We start from the raw sequence: 21,484 nt of genomic DNA on the forward strand, positions 1-21,484 counted from the left end.
GGCCTCGCGCAACCGGCAGAGTCGCAACAGGCGGAAACCGATCCACGGCATAGGTCTGCAGCGCTTGGGCTCGAAGATGGTGAGGTCGCTGGCGCGTTCTTTCATTGAATTCAGGTATTGCGGGACACAGGAGCGAAACTAGAGGCCGACCCGGCAGTCGGTCACCCGCCTGTCCCCGCTGGCGAATCCAGCGCGTCATGATGGGCGTTCCCGACTGCGCCAGCCAAATCGCATTCGGCCGCGACTCGCATCCTTAGGCAATGCTGAATGTGAAATGGAAAATGCCGGCGGCTTTCTTCCGCGGTTCCTCATTTTTTGTCCCTAGAACGTCATCAGGTGAGGGAATAGGGGCGATCCATGTCTATCCTGGCAAAGGCGCTGCGGCTCATGGGCACGGTTTGGCTCTGTGCGGCAGGTCTGCTTATCGTGTCCAGCCACCTCGTCGTTCTGCATCTCGACGGCTTCTGGGCTCTCGTTAACCTCCTCAACCCGTGGAACGTCGCAAACATGCTGACGCTGGATCTAACAGCGGCTCCCGGATTGCTGCTGCACATGGCGGCTGATCAGTTGACAAAGACCGCTAACTCGTCCCAGAACAGGCCAGCTCTCGTCTCACCCTATCCCGTCCACTAGACCCCGACCGCGTGACGCGCGTCCTGCAGGTGAACGGGGCTGCGCGATAAGCCGCAGCGAATCCTAGGCGCACGCTCGCAGGTTTTGCCGACCGGGCTGGACGGCTACGTCGTCCGCTCGTAGGCGATGGCCCGATAGAGCGGACCTTGGCCGGCACCGATCTCGCGGAAACCGCAGCGCCGGAATAATGCATGCGAGGCGCGGTTCGGTACGTCGACCAAGGCAACGATGCGTCGCTGCTTCAATACGTCGGAGGTGTAAGCGAGCACCGCCTCGAGGGATTCCTTGGCGTAGCCTGCGCCCCAAGCGTCTTCCTTCAGCGCAATGATCGTCTCGATCCTGCCTTCGAAGGCCGGAAAAATCTCGACGGCTTGCGGCGAGGCGCGATGCAAACCGATACAGCCGATGACGCCTTCGCCTCGGCAAATGAGCCAGAGCCCGAAGCCGCTTTTACGTCGACGCAGATTGTCCTCGACGATCTCGCGCAGCATTTCCGGCGACACCGGTTCGTTGTCGAACAGGTATCGGCGGACTCCCGCACCCTCAAAGACGTGGGCGATCTGTGGACCGTCTTCGGCAGCAAGTGGCCGTAGCACCAATCGCCCCGTGGTTAGGACCGGCTGCATCTGAGTACTGCCATGAAGGTTCTGCGCCACAGTTACTCTGGCGCGAGGGCAATCCTCTTTCAATCCCTTTCCCTTACACAAACCAGTTTGACACATGCCTTCGAAGGGCAGGGCAACAGTCGCGTCGCCATGTGCGCCAGAGAAGGCTTCGTTGAGCTTCTCCCTGCGCTCGAACGGCATGCCCAAGCTGCGAGCGACGGGCCGGACCTGATGGCCAAGGGTTTCCAGTGCGCCGGCGACGACACGTCCGACGCTGCCGGTCGCCCCTACAACGACGAAGGTCATTTTCCTCTTATCCTCTGTCAAATCGGCCTCCTTGGGTTCACGCTGAGATGCGCCTCGGTCTTGGTATCGCCATTGCAGGCCTGCAGGAGGCGTGAGTGTAGCCGACCCCTTTTGACCTTCTGCGTCAGCAGCACGCGCCTGAGGGCGCGCGCTTCAGGTGCCGGCCCGCTCATTGCGAGGCGCCTTCATACGCGTCGTGACGCTTGATCCAGTCCACCATGTTGTGGTGAGGGCCATGCTCGTTTCGGCCCTTTGGCGTGAGATCGAGATAGTTGTAGGCGCCGATCAGCAGATCCCCGCCGCGGGCATAGGACGAGTATGTGTGGTAGACTTGTCCGTCATCGTCCTTGACGAACACGCTAATACCGGGCGCCTCTCCTTCGGTTTGCCGTTCTCGCTTCTCGTAGTTGTGGTAAGTCGGGCCATGCGCGAGATCGGCGGGTGTGAACGACACGCCGAAGTCCTGGTTGAAGGTCGATTCGAAGGATGAGACCCACTCGAACCTCCAGCCCATCCGGCGCTTGTAGGCCAGCAGCTTCTCTTTGGGGGCGCGGGATATCGCGACCAGGGAAACGTCGTGATGTCTCAAGTGCAGGTTCGCACCGTCGATATGTCGGCGAGGAACGAGCAGGAGGCGCATCCCTCGTCCCATTCGGGCGCGAACATGAAATGATAAACGATGAGCTGCGATCGGCCAGCGAACAGATCCGCAAGGCGTATGCGGCCGCTCGCGCCTTCGAACGCGTAAGGTTTCTCGATCTTTACCCATGGCAGGGCGCGCCGCTCGGTGCTGATCCGATCTCGGAGCCGTGAAAGCTCCTTCTCCCTCTCAAGCAGCGCCTTCCGAAGAGGCAACCAATCTGCGCGTGACACAATTGCTTCAGGTTTCATCGTCCCGGCTTCCGGTTCGCGGCGGCCGCAGGCGCGACCCCGCTGTCAACTCTCGTTTAGAGACTGGTTGCATTTTGCTGACAGTGATGTCATAATGCAAGCAGTTTCGTTTTGACATTATTGGGAGCGGCGATGCGGGAAGATCAACGGTCGGCCTGTCCGATAAACCTGGCGCTCGAGGTGTTCGGAGATCGATGGTCGCTGCTGATCATTCGAGACATGATCTTTGCTGGTAAGCGCCACTTCAGAGAGTTCCTGGCGTCGGACGAGAAGATCTCGACCAGAATCCTGAGCGACCGGCTTGCGTCGCTGGTCTCGCAGGGGATCCTGACGAAGACAGACGACCCAGCCCACAAGCAGAAGGCGATCTACAGTCTGACAGAAAAAGGGATCGCGCTCCTGCCCATCCTGGCTCAGATCGGCATTTGGGGACGGGAGTACTGTCCCGTCACGGATGAGAGTGCGGCCAATGCAGCTCGCCTAAAGAAGGGTGGTCCAGACTTGTTGAAACGGATGATCATCGAATTGCGGCGAGTGCATCTGCCGGCCGGTTCATGAAGGCTTCCGCGCTGTAGGTCGCGTTGCCGTTGGGTCAAGCCGCCCTTCGCCAGCAGCGGAACGTTGGCTCGTTCGTAGTGGGCTTCGCGATGTAGCGGACCAGTGACTCGAGCCCCGAGACGAAACCGAGCGTCGTGCGGATATCAATCGCGCAACGCCTGAATGGGGCGGGGCTAGCTCCGTAGATTCCTCAAGCGCGACGGCTAAACTTGTCGGACGCTGAGAACTCCGGACAGTGGCGTGGGCATGAGTGGCTTCGGCGTGCGCGGTATTCGGACTTCCCTTTACTGATGTGGCCGCCGAATCGTGGCGCCGTCCTTTCCTGCGATACAAGCCCCGGGGCTAACGGTCTCCTTCTCGGCGGACATGTCGATGGACTGCACCCTGCGGCTTGCAATGATCACGATGGCGCAGACCGCATAAGAGCACACCCCTAGCGCATAGGTCTTGGCGATGCCGAATTGGATCGACAACGCCACACCCAACACAGACGCCAGCATCGACGTAATTCCGTTGGTGCTCCAGAAGAACGGCAGTAGTTCATGATGGCGGCGCCACACACCGAGGCCGAGTGGGAACATCATCCCCATGCAGAATGCAGGAAGAGCCAGCAGCAGGACGGACACCAGAATACGCATGTCGGTTGACAGCGACCGAGCCCAGGCGGTGACCAGCGGCGTCAGCAGCGCTGCCACCACGAGCGTGGTGAGGAGGGCGGCAATCCTGAAGACGGTGACGCGTGATCGGGAGGAGGTATCCGCACCGACCGTGGCGCTGCCAATCCCGCTAAAGAGAAGAATTGTGAATAGCACGACGCTCAGCCCATAAACGGGATGTCCGAGAAAGACCATGAGGCGCTGCATCTGCGATATCTCGATCAGCATGAAGCCCATCCCGATCGCGCTGAAATAGGCCACGGGCGGCGTCAGCGTCGCCATTGGCATCCGCCTCGCAAGACGGAGGAAGGGCAGCACGATGTAGTATCCGCAAGCGCAGAGCGCTACGATGATGAGCAAGCCGGTGATGCCGATCGCTACATTGTTGCTCATGATGTCCCAGCTTTGCGTGCTCACGAAATCGCTGAAGCGGGACGTATAGAAGAAGAACGGATTGTCGTCGGTCGAAGCGACGATGTTTTCCGGCAGCGAATCGAAGAAGGCCTGGTTCGCCTTGTCCGACAGCAACGTTGAGGTGACGGCATCGAAGGTGATGTCCGGCCCCAACAATATCTTGAAACCCTGCGCCTGAATTCTCTCGCGCGCGCCTTGCCATTCTGCGTCGCTGAACGCGTCAGGCCGGGTAATCACCGTCACGATGCCGCCGACGTTGACCGCGACGACGTGATGCCGCAGCTCCCCGGCCGACACCCCTTTGCGCTGCAGCGCGCTCGCGCCAATCGCGATCAGCCGGTATAGCTCGCCACGGTGCTTCTCGGCATCGTACCAGCGTGATACCGACAACAGCCCGCCAGGCTTGAGCGCCCGGTAAAAATCATCCCACGCCTCCACGGTATAGAGACGATTTTCGGTGAGCGTCAGGCCACCGGCCGCCGTCGCCGCCCAGGTGTCGATGAGTGAAATCTGCACCAGGTCGTACCGCTCGGGCGAGTGGTTGATGTAGCTTCGCGCCTCGGCATTGACCAAGGATACGCCGGGCTGGCGATCGAGATGGCCGGAGAAATCGGCGAATTTTTGGGTGAGCACTTCGAAGATCGCCGGGTTGATCTCAATTGCGCGAATCCGGCTGGCGCCGAAGAGCAGACCGGAAAGGATGTCACGACCGCCGCCGACGCCAACGACAGCGACGTCGGCCGCCGGCTGCACGAAGTAGGCTGCATTGATGACATCATCTTTCAGGTAACCGAGTTTTCCGATGTCGCCATCATACCTGGTGATGACCGTGCCTGCATCGGCATCGATGTCGAGGTAGTGTTGGTCGATCCGGGCATCCGGAGTGCCAACCAGACCCCAGCCAAACGGGACCTTGTCGGCCAGCTCCCGCACCCTTACCCGCGAATAGGTATTCCAGCGTTCGAACAGCGTGCCGGTCTGCTCAGCGCCCTTGGCCCAGAACACACCGAGATGGCTGCGACCTGTCAGGTCAAGGCCGGCGTGCACGGTGGCCGCGACGGCCAGTGTTAGCGCGACAGCCCCGCTCAAACGCACACTGCGGACGTCTTCGCTGCGTCTCACGACGATCCAGCCAACGCCGGCAGCAAGGGCTCCGATCCATAGCGTGGCGCTTACGGGATCAATCACCAGCAGTATGACGATTACCCCGAGACATCCAACTGCGGCGCCCAGGAGGTCGGCTGCGTAGAGCCACCCGCCTCCATATGGCAAACGCGTCAGCAACACCGTGATGCAAACCCCGCCTTCCGTGAACGGAGCCACGAAGGCGATGATCGCCAGCGCCAGAGCGAGGGGCACATTTTCTGCGGATACAACGAGCGGCACGCACAGGAAGACGATCATTGCGCCAACGCTGCTGAGCGCGAACCATGACGCATGGCGGGCGAATTCGATTCCGACCCGATCGGCGGCATAACGGGCGGGTTTGCCGTAGACCTCCATCGCTCCGCGCGTAAGCCCGAGCATGGCAAGTGAAATGGCGGCAAATGCGAAATGATGATGGAGCATAACGCTGAAGAAGCGCGTTATCAGGATCTGGTAGGAAAGCGTCGCGAACGCCAGCACAAAGATTGCCAGATAATAGCGACCGTGAATCTTGGATATGGATTGCAATGAGCTACCCTCTCAGTGGAGCCCTGATGGGCTCTATTGGGTGCGCTTTGACCAACTCGCGCTGCGTCGCTGCTCAAGCATGTCATCGCGAGTATTTGTAGCGATCAACCAATCCAAATTCTACGAGCAAACAAGGCGGTGTTCATGAACAAGGATGCGCCGAAGAGTCCTATCACTCCTGCCAAAAGCCACTTTGCTCGCAATCCTAAATCAGCCAACGTCACAAACAGGGGAAATGAAACGAGATTAAATCGACTCATAGAGACGAAGCCTGCTGGCCCACCGCTGAGTGTTAGATATGGCAGAAGCAGGACAGCCATGGCGAACAGTGTCCAGCTTGAGCGCAGCCGAGACCAGCCAAAAACAATCAGGACAATGAACAATAATGTAAACCAGCTAGCTTGTCCCCAAGGATTCCAGTCGTTGAGCATCATTCGCGTGAACGGCTCAAGCTTTAGTGCCGCAATTAATCTTGTTGCCAGCGTCGTTCCTTGATGGAAAGCCGCCTGCCCATCCACAAAAGCAAACGGAGTTCCGAAAGCGCTCCAGAGGTAGATCATGAATAGCCAGATGCCCGACGTCGCAAGAAGGACGCATGGCAGGAGGGTAAGAAGGAACTTCGTCTGATCGCGATTGGCCCACATCTCCCAAAGAAGGACAGGCAATAGGACGACGCCCGTCGATCGAGTAGAGACTGCCAGGCCTGCGAGCAGTGCTGCCGACAGGTAGTACTTTCGTTTCAAAGCATGAAAAAACGAGACGATTAGCAGCAGTGCCAAGGGCTCGGTATACCCGGCCGATAGCAAGACCGAAGCGGGAAAAAAGCTGAGCAGCGCCGTTGTGGCGAGAGCCAGTTGATCGCCAAATTCCTCGCGAACCAGCTTGAAAAGGACGACGATCGCGAGCAATCCCGCGACGTTCGATACCAACAGCAATGCATCCGCTGGCGTGAGACCGCTAATCGTCGCCAAGCCCCGTGCGAGCATCGGATACAGCGGGTAAAATACGATGTTCTGTTGAACAGTCGGATCGCCGTTATACTGATAGCCATCTGTGACGATCTTGAAATACCATTGCGAATCCCATTGCAGCAGTTGGTGGTACCAGATCGGTCCCGCAGACCAGACATCTGGCCCGGAGGGCAAATATTTTCGGGAGAAAACCAGTCCGAGTGCGACCACCACCCGCGAACAAAAAAATATCAGGATGGCCAAACAATAGGGAAGCCAAGAAGGATCTTTCCAGGTTGGATAGCGCATCTCCATTCCACATTGTCGCTCGGTAAGAGCCCAAGATCAATTGCCCCAAGTGTACCGCCTTGACATTTGGCGGGCATGACGCGGCAGACTAGGTGCCGACCCAGGTCCGCGCGTCGGTCATGACGCCGGCGTTTGTCAATCACCGGAATGTCCGCTGCTGGCTCACGCGCCCTGCTGGTCTCCCACTGGCCGGTCAATTCGGAGTTGCCGTCGCCATCAACCACTGGTTCAACCAGTGCGATGACGTCACATCCCGATATAGGCCCCCGCCGAGGCGCGTCGGCTACATGCATCTGCCGCAGTTCGGCGATTACAACCCTAAAAACGGCACCGAAGCCGTCAAGTTTTCGAAGTCATCACTTTCTGAGCGATCTTCCAGGTTCCGTTGACCTTTAAGCATGACAACATGTCGGTGAAGTAACGTGGCGGAATCTGCAATTTCAACTTCACGAGTGCGAGCTCTCCTTCAATGTCTATCGATAGGAGCTGATCGTTGCGCTCTAGGCCCTGTTGTTTCGGAGCTTTCAGGTTTCGGACGGCTGTTAGCCACGTCGCAATTGGCGTCACGCTCACATTGCCGTCGTCGCCGACCTTGGTCACGGAACTGGATGGGTGAAATATCGTAGCAAATTTGTCTGCATCCATTTCATAGGCCCCGTCGAAATAGGTCTGTGCTAGAGCGCGCAAGGCACGAGCATCGGTATCCATAAGGTTGTTATCCATGAGGTTGTTATTTGGAACGGTAGGAGACTGCGCATGGCTGATCGACCGATCTCCAAGCATCAAACCAGGAGCGCTGACGAGCGTGGCTCCAAAAGCTACGCTGGCAGATCGACTCAAAAATGCTCGTCGATCCATTTTGAACATTCTGCTCTCCCAAAAGTCCACGAGCCAAGTTGCATTCTTCAGATGAAGACTGAAGCCGCCCGGTACAAACGCCCAGGTTGTTACTACGAACAGCTCTTAGGCCCAATTTCCCGTGCCCAGCGTCAAGCTGGCCACAACGTGCGGAACGTTGCTCCTTCTCGTTGTTGGGCAAACGTAGGACAAAGTGATCTATGAAACTAGTCGTGTTGCGTAGCATGGGGTTATGAGCAATATTCATAAATCATGAAAAACGAACTGAACGAACTCGCTACCTTTGCAATCGTCGCCAGCGAACGAAGCTTTACGCGGGCTGCGGCAAAGATTGGTGTGTCTCAGTCTGCCCTGAGTCACACGATACGGGGACTTGAGCAGCGGCTCGAGTTGCAGCTTCTTGCTCGAACGACCAAGAGCGTCGCGCCAACCGCTGCAGGGGCCGCTCTTTTGAAAGAATTGTCTCCGGCACTCGACCAAATTGCGCGTGCTATCAACAATGCCCGAAGCGTTCGGCACCGACCTGCCGGACGCCTTCGTATTGTAATGTCCTGGTCGGCTGCCGTGATGGTGTTGTTGCCACGGCTCACGGCATTCGCAGAGGCCTACCCCGACATCGTTCTTGACGTTGTTACCGTCACTGGCCCAGTAGACCTCGTTGCGGGTGAGTTCGATGCCGGTATTCAACTCGGTGAGTATATTCAAAAGGACATGATCGCGGTGCGGGTCACGAAGGAGCTGCGATTGGCGGTGGTCGGATCGCCAGGCTATTTTTCATCACGAAACATTCCTCGGAAGCCCAAGGATCTCAATGACCATCGATGCATAGGCCTGCGTCTTCCGGGCGGTCCATATCGTTGGGAATTCGAGAAAGGCCGAAAGACGGTCACGGTTGGCGTGAATGGCCCACTCATAATCGATGATACCCACCTAGTGATTCAGGCGGCACTCGCTGGCGCCGGCCTAGGACTCGCATTCGAAGAGCAGGTCGCAGAGTATATTGCGAAGCGTCGTCTTATTCGTGTGCTCGAGGACTGGACGCCGCCAATTCCCGGATTCTTCATGTATTACCCCAGCCGTCAGCATCAGCCGGCCGCGCTGTCTGCATTAACGAACGCGCTGCGGCTTTCTCAACCATAGTTGGCTTGCGACGACAGGTAATCGTGGTGATTTAAACTGACACATGGAGCGTGCTGGTGGCCCGGCTGGATGGCCGTCTTTAATGCTTATCCGCTCCGCTATCCGACTTTACATCCATTTCTCGGCGAAGCCCTTGGCGAACGCGCCGGAAGCAGCCATCGATGCCGTGCGATCAAGCTGTTTCCTCATCAGGTCAACCAAATGGACGAGGGTCGGAGAAACATCGCGGTTTGTTTACGGGCATTTCGCGCCCACGCGTCGACCAAGTGGCGAAAGAGGTTGTGGCGACGCGCCCATGAACGATGGTTAGCATGAGGGTTTGATGCGGCAAGCGGCAATACCCATTTGCTGGGAATAAACCGGTCAGAGCTTCGCATCGCCCGAAGCGTCCTTGCAACCGCGATGCTACTTTGCATGGGGTTGTTTTCGATATTTTAGTTGGGTCGGAGATGCTCCGCGGACGGGGGTTAAAAACATCAAGTTGCATTGCAATTCATTCAAATGATTAGAGCGCCGCGTGTGCACGACGTGTGCACTGGGAGATCAAGAGAAGTCTATTTTAATGGCAAATCTGAGCAGCTCTCTCCGAGGCGTGTTGTAGACGTCGGGGTGCGTGCGACGCGGACGGATCGGATTGATTGGAGCAGAATGCTCCGCTTTCGATCGAGAAGCTGAACTCACTCGTCTGAAATGGAGAACGGGACCGACCTTCGTCTTTGCCGGCGGGGCAGGGGGTTGGCTGGTTCAGCGTTAGAGCGACGAATTTTAATGACTGGAGCTCGAGTCGCTCCCCCGCTACTCAGTTCCACGATGTTGCATATTTTTCTTCGATGTTCTGAGGAGTGCGAGCCTACATGCCTCATCGTCGAAAATGTCCGAAATCACAGTCCTTGAAGGTGACAAGCCAACTCCTCCTGTGCCCACTCGCGATCGATCCTTCGCGGCAACTCGCGCCTTCAGGATGCCGTCCGGATCTACGTGCTCATCTGCACGAGCGCCCGGTCCTCGCGCGGCAGGTCGAGCCGCTCCCAGACAACGATCAGCGCCCTGGCGAGCGCTTCGATCATGTCGTCGTCGTGATGGGGCGAAGGCGTGATGCGCAGCCGCTCCGTCCCGCGCGGCACGGTCGGGTAGTTGATCGGCTGGATATAGATTCCATGCTCGGTGAGCAGGAGGTCGCTTGCCTCCTTGCAGTGCTCTGGGTCGCCGACGAGGACGGGTATGATGTGCGTCTCGCTCGGCATGACCGGGAGCCCGGCCGCCCTAAGTACTGCCTTCGTGCGCGCTACGCGGCGCTGATGCTGCTCGCGCTCCCAGTTGGAGCTTTTGAGGTGGCGAATTGCTGTGGTTGCAGCGGCACAAATCGGCGGCGGAAGGGCTGTGGTGAAAATAAAGCCAGGCGCGTATGAGCGCACCGCATCGATCAGCGCGGCATCGCCCGCAATGTATCCGCCAAGACAGCCGAAGGCCTTGGCAAGCGTTCCCTCAATGACGTCGATGCGCTGCGCGGCGCCTTGGCGTTCTGTGATGCCGCCGCCTCGCGGGCCGTACAGGCCGACCGCATGCACCTCGTCGCAATAGGTCATTGCATCGTAACGCTGGGCAAGATCACAAATGCCGTTGATGGGTGCGACGTCACCATCCATGGAATAGACGCTCTCGAACACAACCAGCTTCGGCCGTTGGGGATCGGCCCGTTTGAGCAGCTCTTCGAGGTGTCCGAGATCGTTGTGGCGCCAGATATGCTTTTCCGTCCCGGACTGGCGCACGCCCTCGATCATCGAGTTGTGGTTGAGCTCGTCGGACAGGATCACACAGCCTGACATCAGCCGGGCAATCGTAGCAATACCGGTCTGGTTCGAGATGTAGCCGGATGTAAATACGAGCGCCGCCTCCTTGCCGTGCAAGTCCGCCAGCTCGTGCTCAAGCTCGACCAGCGGATGACTGGTGCCGGCGATGTTACGCGTGCCGCCGGCTCCGGTGCCCATGCGGGTCGCGGTTTCAACCATAGCGCCGATCACCTTCGGGTGCTGCCCCATGGCAAGGTAGTCGTTGGAGCACCAGATCACGACGCTGCGCGGGCCCGCAGGCGAGTTCCAGATGGCGCGGGGATAACGCTCGGCGATGCGCTCAAGATCAGCAAAGACGCGGTAGCGCCGTTCGTCCCGTAACCGCGCGAGGGCATCAAGGAAATAGCCATCGTAATTCATGACAGCCTCCCTGGCTGCGACAGTCTCAAGCGCCCCGCGCAACCCCTTTGGTCAAGACACGCTCTCATTGCGTTGATCGTCCCTGATGACTTGCATTCTCGCGAGCCTTTGCCATCGCGCCGCGCACCGCCTCGGCGATGCGGTCGCCTGGCGTGTTGGCGTCGAACCCGCGCGCGAATTTGCCTTCAGGGTCCATCAGGTAGAGATAGGTGCTGTGGTCAATGAGGTCGTTCTTAGCGTCCGGCCCGCTCTTATGAGGTGCGTAGTAGACCCCATACTCCTGGGCAACGGCAGCGATCTGCTGCGGCGTGCCCGTGAGCCCGACGATCCTCGGATCAAATGAGTGGGTGTAGTTCCCCATGACGGCCGACGTATCGCGCTGCGGATCGACGGTGATGAACAGCGGTTGGAGCTTGTCGGCATCGGGGCCGAGCTTCTCGAGCGCGGCGGCAATCTCAAGGAGCGCCGTCGGGCAGCTATCGGGACACGAGGTGAAGCCGAAATAGACCAGAAGCCATTTCCCACGGTAGGTCTGTTCCGTGACCGTTGCCCCATCAGGTGAGCTGAGTGTGAACGGGCCGCCGATCGTCACCGGCGAGTTGGCTGCGCGCACGAGCGGTTGGCTCAACACCAACGCGGTGGCGACAGCAATCCCGAAAGGCATTGGCCGCCCGAGGGCCGAAAACACGGAACGGCGACGCATCAAATGCCCCCGCGGCGGTGCATATGCGGTGCGTATCTCAATTCAGCACGTATTTCTTATACGATTTTTGCTCTCAAGCTTCATAAGCTTTGCTTAAGGTTTCGCAAAGGAGTTCTGATTTTCCTAGTCCCTGTAAATGGCTGTTAGCTCTCTACGAATTTTCCTGCTGACATCAACAGAGAGAGTGCTGCGATGACTGGCTTAGCCATGAAGTGGCTGATCGGGGTGTCGTCGATGGTCATGGTGGTGGCAACCCCGGTTCCGGTGCAAGCCTACGAAGCGGGCCCGGTCGCCGGCGGCGGATCGATCACCGGCAAGGTCGTGTTCAACGGAACCCCCGGCACCCGCAAGGTCATTCCAACAAAGGACATCGAGGTGTGCGGCGGTCCCTACGAGGAGACGCTCATCCAGGTCGGGCCAGACAAGAGCGTCCAGAACGCCGTCGTGTATCTGGCCGACATCGCGAAAGGAAAAGCCTGGCCGGCGGAAGCCAAGAAGCCGGAGATCGACAACAAGAAGTGCAAATTCGAACCCAACATTCAGGTGATACGTGTGGGCGGCCTGGACGTGGTCAATAGCGATCCGATGCTGCACAACACGCACGGCTATTACGGCAAGCGCACCGTGTTCAACCTCGCTCTGCCTAATCAGGGTCAGCGAATTCCCGTCGAGTTGCCGCGGCCAGGCGAAGTGCGCATCGATTGTGACGCACATGGCTGGATGGAAGCGTTTATCTATGTCGCCGACAATCCCTACTACGCCATCACTGGCGCCGACGGCAAATTCACCATCCCTGACGTTCCGGCCGGAACCTACAAGCTGGTGGCGTACCAACCCTTCACCGGCCCGAACGAGCAGACGGTGACCGTAGCGGCAGGGAAGCCGAGCGATCTGAATATCGAACTGAAGAAGGGCGCCTCTTCGGTGCAAGGCGGCTCCGGGAAGTGACGGGTTTCCGCGGCTCGACCCGCGACAATCGAGCCGAAGAAACAAGAAATCCGGCGAGTTGCAAACAGCCGGAGACACTTCGCGTGAGCGGAGAGATGCCTTGTAACGACTAACGACACGTCCCAAGGAGGAACCCCCATGTCCGAGCTTGAGCGCGACCGGCGCGAAATAGCCGCGGTGCTCCAACAGCCCTGGGTGCATCCTGACCCCTCGCTGCGGATTACCCGGCGCACCTTTGTTCACAAATCATGTCTGGTCGGGGCGGCGACCGTAGCAGAGACCTTCGCCTGGTGGCCGCTGCTCAACACTCTCGACGTTGCTTATGCGGCCGAGGCGCCATTCAAGTTTGCCTGGATTTCCGACACCCATCTCTATCCGAAGTCCCTCAATACGCGCTTCGTCGAGAAGACGGTGCGTGCCGCCAAGGAGGTGCAGGCCATGAGTCCGCCGGCCGACTTCCTGATCTTCGGCGGCGATCTGGCCCAGCTTGGCAAGGTCGAGGAACTCGAGCTCGGTGTAGAGATCTTGAAAGAAGTCAACATCCGCAAGGTCTTCATCCCGGGCGAGCACGACTGGTACCTCGACATGGGCAAGAAATGGGGCGAACTGTTCGGTCAGCCCCACTGGACCTTCGACCACAAGGGCGTGCGCTTTGTCGGGCTCGACACCGTCAGTCGCGGCCCGGACTATTGGACGGCGAGGAAGATGAGTCCCGAGGAACGCATGGGTCACATGGCCACGCTCGACGGAACAGTCGCCGGCGCGTGGGCGGGCGTCGGTCGCGATCAGCTCGACTGGCTGCAGAAGACGCTTGCCAATTGGGACCGGAACCGGCCGGTCGTCATCTTCAGCCACAATCCGCTCTACGAGTACTATCCGCCGTGGAATTTCTGGGTGCGCGACTGGCGCGAGGTGAACGAGGTGCTCAAGCCTTACACCAAAGTCACCAATATCCACGGTCACACGCATCAGGTGCTCTATAACGAAATCGGCACCATGCGCTCGATCGGCATGCTGGCAACCTCATGGCCTTGGCCGTACGCGCCGGAGGGGGTGCCGAAGCTTACAAAGCCGATGATCCGGGTCGACCCCGGCGATCACTTTGACGGGGTAGGTTGGGCCAAGATCGACGTCAGCGCCCAGGACAAAGTCGAAGCCGAATACATCATGTGGCGTAAGCAGGTGTTCGCGCAGTCCCCGGATGACTATGCGAAGAGCATTCCCGAGGTTTTGCGGCCTCGGATCGCCGACAATATGTGGCCATACTAGGAGAATGGTCATGACCGCGCCCATTACACGTTTCATTCTGTTCCGCGCCGTCCCGGCGGTGGCGCTTGCTGTTCTGGTCGGTCCTGCGACTGCACACAAGGACCCGGTGACGCCGCAGCTGCTGAACTCCTACAAGGAAGTGTTCATGGAGCAGGTCCGCAAGGGCGACCTGCTGTTTCACGGTGATGCAGCAACCGAGGAGGCGATGGGTGTGGTGTTGTCCAAAACTGGAATGGCATGCGCTATGTGCCATCCGATGACAGCCGATACCCACCCCGCCACGTTCCCGAAGTACCAAGCGCAGATGGCTAAGTTCGCGACGCTGCGCGACATGATCAATTGGTGCATCGAGAAGCCCAACCAGGGAGAAAAGATCGCCGATGACTCAGAAGCGATGAAGGCTTTGGAAGCGTACATCTACTGGTCGCAGAGCGGCTCGGTGTTAACCCCGGGCAAGTTCTGATTTCGATGCTGCGAAGCGGAGGCTTCTAGCGCGGGTCATTGCTGTCGAAGCTGCGTCTATCCGAGAACAGGAGAGAGCGCATTAACAGACAAGCAAGGGGGAATGCTCCATGGCGGAGGTGTTTCCTGCAGAGAGACTGCGCGGCAGGTTCAGCGGCGTCAACTTGGATGATCTGGTCGATTGGCGGGTGGTCCGAACCTGGCTTTATTTTGGCATGTTCTGGCTCCTCGTTACGCCTTCGATCGGCGTGGCGATCTCGGGTCTCTTCAACTATCCGGATTATCTTGGGACCAGTAATCTAGGGCTGACCTTTGGCCGGCTGCGGCCGGTTCATGTCAATGGTGTCATCTTCGGCGCCTTTTCCGCCCTCTTCATCGGCGAATGTCACTATCTGGTCCCGCGGCTCTGCGGCGTGCGGGTACCATGGGCACAATGGGGCGTACCGCTGGCATGGCTGTATAACATCAGCTTGGCGGCGGGGCTGATCTCGCTGCCTTTTGCGCAGAACCATGGTCTGGAGGCGGGCGAGCTCCCGCTCTTCGCCGAGATTCCCATCTTCATCGTCATCGCGGCGACGACGGCACAGTTCCTGCTTACCATCGCACAACGTCTCGAGGCGCCGCTCTATGTGGCGCTCTGGTATCTCATTGGGGCCTTCGTATGGACGACGATGAATCTCCTGTTGGGCAGCTTTATCCTCCCATACACGATTCCAGGCATTAACAGCGCTGCGTTCCACGGTCTCTATATCCATTACATTGTCGGACTATGGATCACGCCCGCAGGCTACGTGCTCATCTACTATTTCCTGCCGGTCAGTGTGCGCAATCCGCTCTATGCCCACCAATTGTCGCTGGTGGGCTTCTGGTCGCTCGCGCTGTTCTATCCCTTCGTCGGCATCCACCATTATCTGTATAGCCCGATCGCCGACTGGACCGAGACTCTCGCGATCATCACCTCCATGTTGCTGATCATTCCGGTTTGGACGGTGCTGGTGAACTTCTTCGGCACCGTGAAGGGGCGTTGGGATGGATTCGGGAAGAATCTCCCCGCGAAGTTCCTGATCATGGGCTCGCTGATGTATCTGGCGGGTTGCTTCCAGGGCTCGACCGAGGCGTTGCGCTCGATCCAGCAGCCCACCCATTTCACCGACTTTGTCATCTCACACTCGCACCTCACCGTTTTCGGCACGTTCGTGGTCTGGGCGATGGGCGGACTGATTTACGTGTGGCCGCGCGCGTTCAAACGCGAGCTTTGGTCATGGACCCTTGGCAACTGGTCGTTCTGGCTGATCACCGTCGGTATTTCCACCATGGGTCTGGTGCTGACCGCTGGAGGTCTGCAGCAAGGCTTCGAATGGATGAATGGCACCGAGTGGCTCGACACGGTGGTCCGGATGAAAGCCTATTGGCTGGTGCGTACCCTCAGCGGCATCACGATGGACCTCGGCATGTCCCTGCTCGTCTTCAATCTTATGATGACCGCGCTCAGTCGACCGGCCGAGGAAAGAGAGCCCATCGCAGCCCCAGGTGCAGCCCCGATTCCCGCTGGAGGGCCAGCTGAATGAGTGCGCGCTTTGTCGCTCTGGTAGCCGGGGTTTTCTTCTTCTTCCTCGCCGTGGTCACCCAGGGCATCCTACCCTTTATTGAGCCGACGGCGCGGACGACCGACGTGACCGCCGTGGTCCGCACCGATTTTGGTCAGCTCAAATGGATGGTGACCGATGCCACTGATTATACGCCGCTGCAGCAGCTCGGTCGCCAAGTGTATCTGCGCGAGGGGTGTTGGTACTGCCATTCGCAATACGTGCGTCCGGTGACCGGCGAGACGCGCCGTTGGGGTCCGGTCTCCGAAGCAGGCGAATACGCCTTCGATGTGCCTCACCTATGGGGCACCCGGCGTATTGGGCCGGATCTGACGCGGGTCGGGCTCAAGTTCAGCGACGAATGGCATCTCGCGCATTTCTGGAATCCGCGAATGCTCTCACCGGATTCGAATATGGCGCCTTTTCGGGGACTGTTCGACACATCGGCAGAACAGGTCAAGATTGTCGATGACGGAGCTGGTAATCGCAGCCTGGAACGAACGCCCGTTACTGAGAAGCTCTTCGCATTCGCAAGCAAGGAGCAGGTCAAGCTCACCCCGAACGCCGATGGTCTTCTGTTCGTGCCCATGGCGGCGCGCGGCAAGGCTCCGATCGTTTGGACACCGAACAAGGAATATACCGGCGACACCGTCAACATTGCTGCCGAGACAGAAGCGCTGCAGGGGCTCATCGCTTATCTTCAAAAACTTGGCATGAATCGCGGCAAGTGGCGGGACCTGTTTGAGCCGCAAAAGCTCGAAGTTACGGATGCTACGGTGCCGCGATCGAGCGAATGGATCGCCTACGGCAAAGAGGTCTATCAGCGGCGATGCCTCGGCTGCCACGGGGAGAGCGGCGACGGCAATGGACCGGCTGCAACCTTTATGTACAAGCAGCGCCCGCGAAGCTTCGCGGCGGCGGTTTTCAAGTTCAGGCTGACCAAGGAGCCGTTGCCAACCGACGGCGACCTTCTGCGCACCATTACACGCGGCATTCGGGGCACGGCGATGCCGGCCTGGCACGAGCTGCATATAATCGACCGCCTCGCCGTCATTCAGTACATCAAGTATGAACTGGCGGTCGACCGTTCAGACCCCGCAAAGCCCTATGCCTATTTCAAGGAAGAACCGCCAGGTCCTCCCCTGTATATCGGGCGGCCGCCTGTTCCGTCTGAGCAGATGCTCACTCGCGCCAAGGATGTGTGGCAGAGTGCAAAGTGTTGGGAGTGCCATGGTCAAACCGGGAAGGGTGATGGCGAAAAGGCTCCCGGGCTGAAGGACGATCTGGGCTTTCCAAGCCCGCCCGCGGACCTTACCGCCGGTCAATTCAAGTCGGGTCCTACCGTTGAGGACATCTTTCGCACTATGACGACCGGGTTGAGTGGCACGCCCATGCCATCCTACCGAGATCCGCTGTCGGAAGAGGACCGCTGGGCGCTCTCCTACTACGTGCTTGCGCTGTCGGCCTACAAGGATCCGCTGTCGGGTGAACCGCTCCCGATCGCCCCCAGTGATCGCAGGGCGCTCAACGATCCCGCGCTCGAGGCGGATACGCCGGACAAAGCCTACGTTCCAAGCAGCCGTACCGCGAGCCGCGCCCGCGTCCTTGCCGGCCGCAGCGGGAATGGTGCGGTCGAACAACGGGCCGCCAAGGAGTAAAGAGCGATGACCATCTATTTCGAGATCGTCGGCCCCTACATTGCAGCCTTGATGATGAGTCTCGGTGCGCTCTGCGTCTTCATTTGGGGCGTGCTCTCGGGCGCCTTCAGCGGCGCCAACGATGCATCCATCCGGTTCGTGCAGAGGGAGGTCGGCGATGACGGATCCGACGCGAACGCCAAGCACGAAGGCGAGTAACAGCTCGCCTGCCGAGAACGAGGAGATGGAGGAGTATGCCGGCGGCACTATTGAGTCTCGCCACGGCTACATTCCCATCTGGCTGCTGGTTGTCTATGCCGTCCTCTTCATCTGGGCGCTTTACTACCTCGTGGTCTATTGGGGTGGGCTGGGACCGGGACGCATCTAGCGATCGCGGCTCACGTGCAAGCTGGTGACTGACTGATTCCGATTCGAATAAAGGAGCGGGAATTGCCGGTTCAGAAGGAGCAGAAGGTGCTGGTAGCCAGGATCATTCTCGCCCTCGTGGCCTTGAACCTGCTGTTCCTGTTCACCGAGTTAGCCATAAACGTAGTCCGTGTCTATTTCGGCTGACCAGGAGGGCGCGCATGATCGAGAATCCGGTTTTTTCGCTCGCCGATGCGAGTGCGATCCAGATCATCGCGTTAGTCGGCTTCGCGATAGCCACGGTCGCCTTCTTCGTTTGGGTCGCCTATCTCGTGCGTGGGTAGCGGCGGCGGAGCGGTGCCGTCGCTGCACAAGCGTTGGACGGGCAGGGCAATCTGCCGATGAGCGCCTATCTCGTAATCTTCTTCGCAGGGTTCGCAGGTAGCTTTCACTGCATCGGTATGTGCGGCGGGTTCGCTTGTGCGCTGGGCCGCGATCCGCAGGGACGTGGCGCGACAGTTCTGCGCCATCTGCTGTACAATACCGGTCGATTGACGACCTACTGCTTTCTCGGCGGACTCGCGGGCGCCCTCGGTCAGGTCATATGCACGCCGCAGGGAACGACAGTCCCGCTACTGAGCGGTTCGCTTGACACCGGTCAGCGGATTCTCGCGATCCTCGCCGGACTGCTGATGATCGCCATGGCGCTGCAGTTCTTTGGCCTGCTGCCGCGCCTGCATCGCATCACGACCAACTCGGGTCTGGGTACCCTCGCGGCATCCCTGCGCAGCCTGTTGACGGCGCCGGGACACGCCGCCCCGCTTGCGTTTGGCGTATTCAACGGCTTCCTGCCTTGTCCGCTGGTTTACGCCTTTGCCGCCCAGGCGGCGAGCACGGCCGGAGTATTGTACGGCCTTCTTACCATGGCCGCGTTTGGGCTCGGGACCTTCCCCGCGTTGCTGCTGACGGGCGGCGTCGGCCGAGCACTTGCGCCGGCGTGGCGGCAACGTGGCGTGTGGCTGGCCGGCAGCTGCATTTTGCTGCTTGGTCTCGTCACCGTCGGCCGCGGTGTCCTGCCTTTCGCCGCGCACTTCGCGCATGGTTGGCTAGGAGGATATCCCGCATGACGGCACATAACCGTGCGCTGTGCAGCCATTGCCTGTTACCCATCGGGCGGCGGGCGATGCGGCGCACGGTGAACGGTGAGGCTTGCGCATTCTGCTGCTACGGCTGCTGTATCGCCTACCAGGTCAAGAACGGCCAAAACGAGGAGTGGGAGGCCGCCTGGCTGCTGATTCGGCTCGGTGTCGGCGGCTTTCTCTCCATGAACATCATGCTGTTCAGCCTGCTCCTGTACAGTGACGCCTTCAGCGGCGCGGATGCCGAGATGCTTCCCTGGATTCATCTTCTGCTCTGGCTGTTCGCAACACCCGCGGTAATCATTCTCGGCGGACCGTTTCTCCGCGAGGCGTGGCTCCACGGCATGGACGGGCGCCTGACCTCCTCGGCGTTGATCGTCCTCGGCGTCGGCGCCGCCTATCTCTATTCCGCCTTCGCCGTCATCGAGCGCGCCCCCAATGTCTATTTCGACACCGCAAGCATGGTGCTGATGCTGTTCACCGTGGGCTACTATCTCGATGCCGTCGCGCGCGCACGGGCGGCGCGTGACCTGCAGCCGCTATTGGCGGCGGAGAGCGAGTGGGCAACCGTCGTTGATGGCGACGGAGAGTATCGCCGGCCGGTGCGCGAGGTCGGCGCCGGTACGTTGGTGCGGATTCGGCCGGGGGAGCGCATCCCCGTCGATGGCGTGGTCAAAGAGGGCGAATCGCACACCGACGAGGCCCTGATTACAGGCGAAAGCCGGCAGATCACCAAGGACGTCGGATCGCAAGTGATCGCCGGTAGTCTCAATCTTGACGGCCCGCTCCTCATCGAAAGCAGCGGCGCGGCAAATGCGACGCGCTGGGCGCAGATCTGTCGATCGGTGCGCGATGCGCTCACCTGCCGCAGCCCAACCCAGCGCCTTGCCGACAGCATCGTCGCCGTATTCGTACCGATCATTCTCATGCTGGGGGTTGGAGCGTCGGCGTACTGGGCACAGCGCCTGGCGTTTGACCGCGCCTTGTTGATCGGCCTCGCGGTACTGGTGGTGGCCTGTCCGTGCGCGGTGGGACTGGCGGCACCGATGGCCACGTCGCTGGGTATCGGACGACTGGCCCGCCGCGGCTGCATCGTGCGCGACCCTGCCGCGCTCGAGGCGCTTGCGCGCCTGCGGCTGATCGCCTTCGATAAGACCGGCACGCTCACGTCGGGCAAGGCGCGCGTTGTCGCCATTGAAACCGACGGCACCAGCGCCGACGTCGCGCTCGCGCATGCCGCGGGGCTGGAACGCCATTCCGAGCACGGCCTGGCCCGCGCCGTCGTCGCCGCCGCTGCGGCGCGTGGACTCGAGCCGATGGTCAGCCGCGACGTTCGGGTCGTGCCGGGACGCGGCATCCGCGGCAACTCGGACGGGCAGACCGTGGCGGCCGGCAGCGCGATCTTGATGCGGGAGTTGGGTTGGCCGCTGGCCTGCGGTCTGGCCGAGCGCGGGCGATTGCGCGAAGCGACTGGCCACTCGGTGATCTATGTCGGTTGGGGCGAGCGGGTGCGTACCGTGCTCTCGCTCGACGATACGCCGATCCCAGAGGCGCGCGCGACGGTCGAAGCTTTGCGTCGCCGCAAGGTGCTCGCGATACTGTTGACCGGCGACCTTCCGGTGGCCGCGCAGCGAATTGCCGCAGCAGTCGGGATCGAGAGCGACGATATCGAGGCGGGCCTACTGCCCGCTGCCAAACGTGCGGCGCTGGAACGGCGACGGCGAAACCATGGCATGGTCGCGATGGTCGGTGATGGCCTTAATGACGCGCCGGTGTTGGCCGGAGCCGATGTGGGGATTGCCGTTGGTTCGGCGACTGACCTTGCCCGCGAGGCCGCCGCGGTCGTGCTTCCTCCGCGAGGGCTATGGATGCTGCCGTGGGTGATCGACGTCGCTCGCGCCGTTCGCGCGACTATACTCACCAACCTGGCGTGGGCGTTCGGTTATAATCTCATCGCCGTGGGTCTGGCGATGGCCGGATTACTCCTGCCGGTGTGGGCAGCGGCAGTGATGGCAGGCTCAAGCATTGTCGTCGTACTGAATTCGCTGCGGCTGGAGCGGCTGCCTGAACCAGCTCCATTCGCCGCGGCGGAGAGCGCTCCTCCACCTCGCAGCACCGCCGTTCCGGTCAATAGTGAAGTTCTCCAAGCGGGTTGACCCTTCGGAAACGG

19 protein-coding genes and 2 pseudogenes are annotated in these 21,484 nt (G+C 59.9%); 14 read left to right on the forward strand and 7 right to left on the reverse strand.

What is annotated here, in order from left to right:
• Positions 1–357 precede the first annotated feature (357 nt).
• Complete coding sequence (locus tag V1273_RS13385; protein ID WP_334409887.1) at positions 358–633, forward strand: hypothetical protein; 276 nt, start codon at positions 358–360, stop codon at positions 631–633.
• Positions 634–737: 104 nt separating this feature from the next.
• Here the strand turns inward: V1273_RS13385 and V1273_RS13390 are convergent, their stop codons facing one another.
• Positions 738–1,544 (reverse strand): GNAT family N-acetyltransferase, encoded by an 807-nt coding sequence (locus tag V1273_RS13390; RefSeq protein ID WP_334409889.1) that lies wholly within the window; start codon positions 1,542–1,544, stop codon positions 738–740.
• A 169-nt stretch (positions 1,545–1,713) separates the two neighbouring features.
• Positions 1,714–2,435, reverse strand: a pseudogene (locus V1273_RS13395) (DUF899 domain-containing protein).
• A 132-nt stretch (positions 2,436–2,567) separates the two neighbouring features.
• On the opposite strand from V1273_RS13395, the pseudogene V1273_RS13400 reads away from it, so the two are divergent.
• Positions 2,568–2,978 (forward strand): annotated as a pseudogene (locus V1273_RS13400) (winged helix-turn-helix transcriptional regulator); the annotation flags it as partial.
• 299 nt (positions 2,979–3,277) lie between these two features.
• Here the strand turns inward: V1273_RS13400 and V1273_RS13405 are convergent.
• From V1273_RS13405 to V1273_RS13415, 3 genes are all read right to left on the reverse strand, one after another.
• Positions 3,278–5,737 carry a hypothetical protein gene (locus V1273_RS13405; protein WP_334409890.1) on the reverse strand — a complete coding sequence of 820 codons (2,460 nt, stop codon included), beginning with the start codon at positions 5,735–5,737 and terminating at the stop codon, positions 3,278–3,280.
• A 104-nt stretch (positions 5,738–5,841) separates the two neighbouring features.
• Positions 5,842–6,996 carry a mannosyltransferase family protein gene (locus tag V1273_RS13410; protein WP_334409891.1) on the reverse strand — a complete coding sequence of 385 codons (1,155 nt, stop codon included), beginning with the start codon at positions 6,994–6,996 and terminating at the stop codon, positions 5,842–5,844.
• A gap of 339 nt (positions 6,997–7,335) precedes the next feature.
• Positions 7,336–7,863 carry a nuclear transport factor 2 family protein gene (locus tag V1273_RS13415; protein WP_334409892.1) on the reverse strand — a complete coding sequence of 176 codons (528 nt, stop codon included), beginning with the start codon at positions 7,861–7,863 and terminating at the stop codon, positions 7,336–7,338.
• 243 nt (positions 7,864–8,106) lie between these two features.
• Between V1273_RS13415 and V1273_RS13420 the strand changes: the two genes are divergently transcribed.
• Positions 8,107–8,994 (forward strand): LysR substrate-binding domain-containing protein, encoded by an 888-nt coding sequence (locus V1273_RS13420; protein ID WP_442894087.1) that lies wholly within the window; start codon positions 8,107–8,109, stop codon positions 8,992–8,994.
• A gap of 974 nt (positions 8,995–9,968) precedes the next feature.
• Here V1273_RS13420 and hemA read toward each other — a convergent pair.
• Both hemA and V1273_RS13430 read right to left on the reverse strand, forming a co-directional pair.
• On the reverse strand, positions 9,969–11,204 hold the full coding sequence (hemA, locus tag V1273_RS13425; protein ID WP_334409893.1) for a 5-aminolevulinate synthase: 1,236 nt from the start codon (positions 11,202–11,204) through the stop codon (positions 9,969–9,971).
• Positions 11,205–11,268: 64 nt separating this feature from the next.
• The gene (locus V1273_RS13430; RefSeq protein WP_334368106.1) at positions 11,269–11,907 is read right to left on the reverse strand and encodes an SCO family protein; all 639 of its coding nucleotides are present in this window, start codon (positions 11,905–11,907) and stop codon (positions 11,269–11,271) included.
• A 192-nt stretch (positions 11,908–12,099) separates the two neighbouring features.
• Between V1273_RS13430 and V1273_RS13435 the strand changes: the two genes are divergently transcribed.
• The 11 genes from V1273_RS13435 (at position 12,100) to V1273_RS13485 (ending at position 21,470) form a co-directional block, all read left to right on the forward strand.
• Positions 12,100–12,855, forward strand: coding sequence for a carboxypeptidase regulatory-like domain-containing protein (locus tag V1273_RS13435; protein ID WP_442893731.1), 756 nt, complete (start codon positions 12,100–12,102; stop codon positions 12,853–12,855).
• A gap of 138 nt (positions 12,856–12,993) precedes the next feature.
• Positions 12,994–14,124 carry a metallophosphoesterase family protein gene (locus V1273_RS13440; RefSeq protein ID WP_334409894.1) on the forward strand — a complete coding sequence of 377 codons (1,131 nt, stop codon included), beginning with the start codon at positions 12,994–12,996 and terminating at the stop codon, positions 14,122–14,124.
• A gap of 10 nt (positions 14,125–14,134) precedes the next feature.
• Complete coding sequence (locus tag V1273_RS13445) at positions 14,135–14,587, forward strand: c-type cytochrome (RefSeq protein ID WP_334368108.1); 453 nt, start codon at positions 14,135–14,137, stop codon at positions 14,585–14,587.
• A 109-nt stretch (positions 14,588–14,696) separates the two neighbouring features.
• On the forward strand, positions 14,697–16,154 hold the full coding sequence (locus V1273_RS13450; protein WP_334368109.1) for a cbb3-type cytochrome c oxidase subunit I: 1,458 nt from the start codon (positions 14,697–14,699) through the stop codon (positions 16,152–16,154).
• The gene (locus V1273_RS13455) at positions 16,151–17,830 is read left to right on the forward strand and encodes a cbb3-type cytochrome c oxidase subunit II (protein WP_334382780.1); all 1,680 of its coding nucleotides are present in this window, start codon (positions 16,151–16,153) and stop codon (positions 17,828–17,830) included. Before V1273_RS13450 ends, V1273_RS13455 begins: the two co-directional genes overlap by 4 nt.
• Before the next feature lie 6 nt (positions 17,831–17,836).
• Entirely contained in the window at positions 17,837–18,028 is a 192-nt protein-coding gene (locus tag V1273_RS13460; protein ID WP_334368111.1) for a hypothetical protein, read from the forward strand.
• Positions 17,988–18,197: a hypothetical protein gene (locus V1273_RS13465; protein ID WP_334368112.1), complete on the forward strand. Its 210-nt coding sequence runs from the start codon at positions 17,988–17,990 to the stop codon at positions 18,195–18,197. Before V1273_RS13460 ends, V1273_RS13465 begins: the two co-directional genes overlap by 41 nt.
• A gap of 62 nt (positions 18,198–18,259) precedes the next feature.
• A complete protein-coding gene (locus V1273_RS13470) occupies positions 18,260–18,382 on the forward strand; it encodes a hypothetical protein (protein WP_334359519.1) in 123 nt (40 codons plus the stop codon).
• Between the two features lie 14 nt (positions 18,383–18,396).
• A complete protein-coding gene (locus V1273_RS13475) occupies positions 18,397–18,519 on the forward strand; it encodes a hypothetical protein (protein WP_334359520.1) in 123 nt (40 codons plus the stop codon).
• Positions 18,520–18,576: 57 nt separating this feature from the next.
• The gene (locus V1273_RS13480; RefSeq protein WP_334368113.1) at positions 18,577–19,302 is read left to right on the forward strand and encodes a sulfite exporter TauE/SafE family protein; all 726 of its coding nucleotides are present in this window, start codon (positions 18,577–18,579) and stop codon (positions 19,300–19,302) included.
• Positions 19,299–21,470, forward strand: a complete 2,172-nt coding sequence (locus V1273_RS13485; protein ID WP_334409895.1) for a heavy metal translocating P-type ATPase — start codon at positions 19,299–19,301, stop codon at positions 21,468–21,470. The genes V1273_RS13480 and V1273_RS13485 overlap by 4 nt, the downstream gene beginning before the upstream one ends.
• The last annotated feature ends 14 nt before the right edge of the window (positions 21,471–21,484 follow it).

The sequence above is a fragment of the Bradyrhizobium sp. AZCC 1721 genome, from assembly GCF_036924715.1.
Taxonomy (GTDB): domain Bacteria; phylum Pseudomonadota; class Alphaproteobacteria; order Rhizobiales; family Xanthobacteraceae; genus Bradyrhizobium.

What these genes read in the sequence shown, in the direction of transcription:
- V1273_RS13385 (WP_334409887.1), top strand. Translation starts at nt 358, where the DNA reads ATGTCTATCCTGGCAAAGGCGCTGCGGCTCATGGGCACGGTTTGGCTC.
- V1273_RS13390 (WP_334409889.1), bottom strand. Translation starts at nt 1,544, where the DNA reads ATGACCTTCGTCGTTGTAGGGGCGACCGGCAGCGTCGGACGTGTCGTC.
- V1273_RS13410 (WP_334409891.1), bottom strand. Translation starts at nt 6,996, where the DNA reads ATGCGCTATCCAACCTGGAAAGATCCTTCTTGGCTTCCCTATTGTTTG.
- V1273_RS13415 (WP_334409892.1), bottom strand. Translation starts at nt 7,863, where the DNA reads ATGTTCAAAATGGATCGACGAGCATTTTTGAGTCGATCTGCCAGCGTA.
- V1273_RS13420 (WP_442894087.1), top strand. Translation starts at nt 8,107, where the DNA reads ATGAAAAACGAACTGAACGAACTCGCTACCTTTGCAATCGTCGCCAGC.
- hemA (WP_334409893.1), bottom strand. Translation starts at nt 11,204, where the DNA reads ATGAATTACGATGGCTATTTCCTTGATGCCCTCGCGCGGTTACGGGAC.
- V1273_RS13430 (WP_334368106.1), bottom strand. Translation starts at nt 11,907, where the DNA reads ATGCGTCGCCGTTCCGTGTTTTCGGCCCTCGGGCGGCCAATGCCTTTC.
- V1273_RS13435 (WP_442893731.1), top strand. Translation starts at nt 12,100, where the DNA reads ATGACTGGCTTAGCCATGAAGTGGCTGATCGGGGTGTCGTCGATGGTC.
- V1273_RS13440 (WP_334409894.1), top strand. Translation starts at nt 12,994, where the DNA reads ATGTCCGAGCTTGAGCGCGACCGGCGCGAAATAGCCGCGGTGCTCCAA.
- V1273_RS13445 (WP_334368108.1), top strand. Translation starts at nt 14,135, where the DNA reads ATGACCGCGCCCATTACACGTTTCATTCTGTTCCGCGCCGTCCCGGCG.
- V1273_RS13450 (WP_334368109.1), top strand. Translation starts at nt 14,697, where the DNA reads ATGGCGGAGGTGTTTCCTGCAGAGAGACTGCGCGGCAGGTTCAGCGGC.
- V1273_RS13455 (WP_334382780.1), top strand. Translation starts at nt 16,151, where the DNA reads ATGAGTGCGCGCTTTGTCGCTCTGGTAGCCGGGGTTTTCTTCTTCTTC.
- V1273_RS13460 (WP_334368111.1), top strand. Translation starts at nt 17,837, where the DNA reads ATGACCATCTATTTCGAGATCGTCGGCCCCTACATTGCAGCCTTGATG.
- V1273_RS13465 (WP_334368112.1), top strand. Translation starts at nt 17,988, where the DNA reads ATGACGGATCCGACGCGAACGCCAAGCACGAAGGCGAGTAACAGCTCG.
- V1273_RS13475 (WP_334359520.1), top strand. Translation starts at nt 18,397, where the DNA reads ATGATCGAGAATCCGGTTTTTTCGCTCGCCGATGCGAGTGCGATCCAG.
- V1273_RS13480 (WP_334368113.1), top strand. Translation starts at nt 18,577, where the DNA reads ATGAGCGCCTATCTCGTAATCTTCTTCGCAGGGTTCGCAGGTAGCTTT.
- V1273_RS13485 (WP_334409895.1), top strand. Translation starts at nt 19,299, where the DNA reads ATGACGGCACATAACCGTGCGCTGTGCAGCCATTGCCTGTTACCCATC.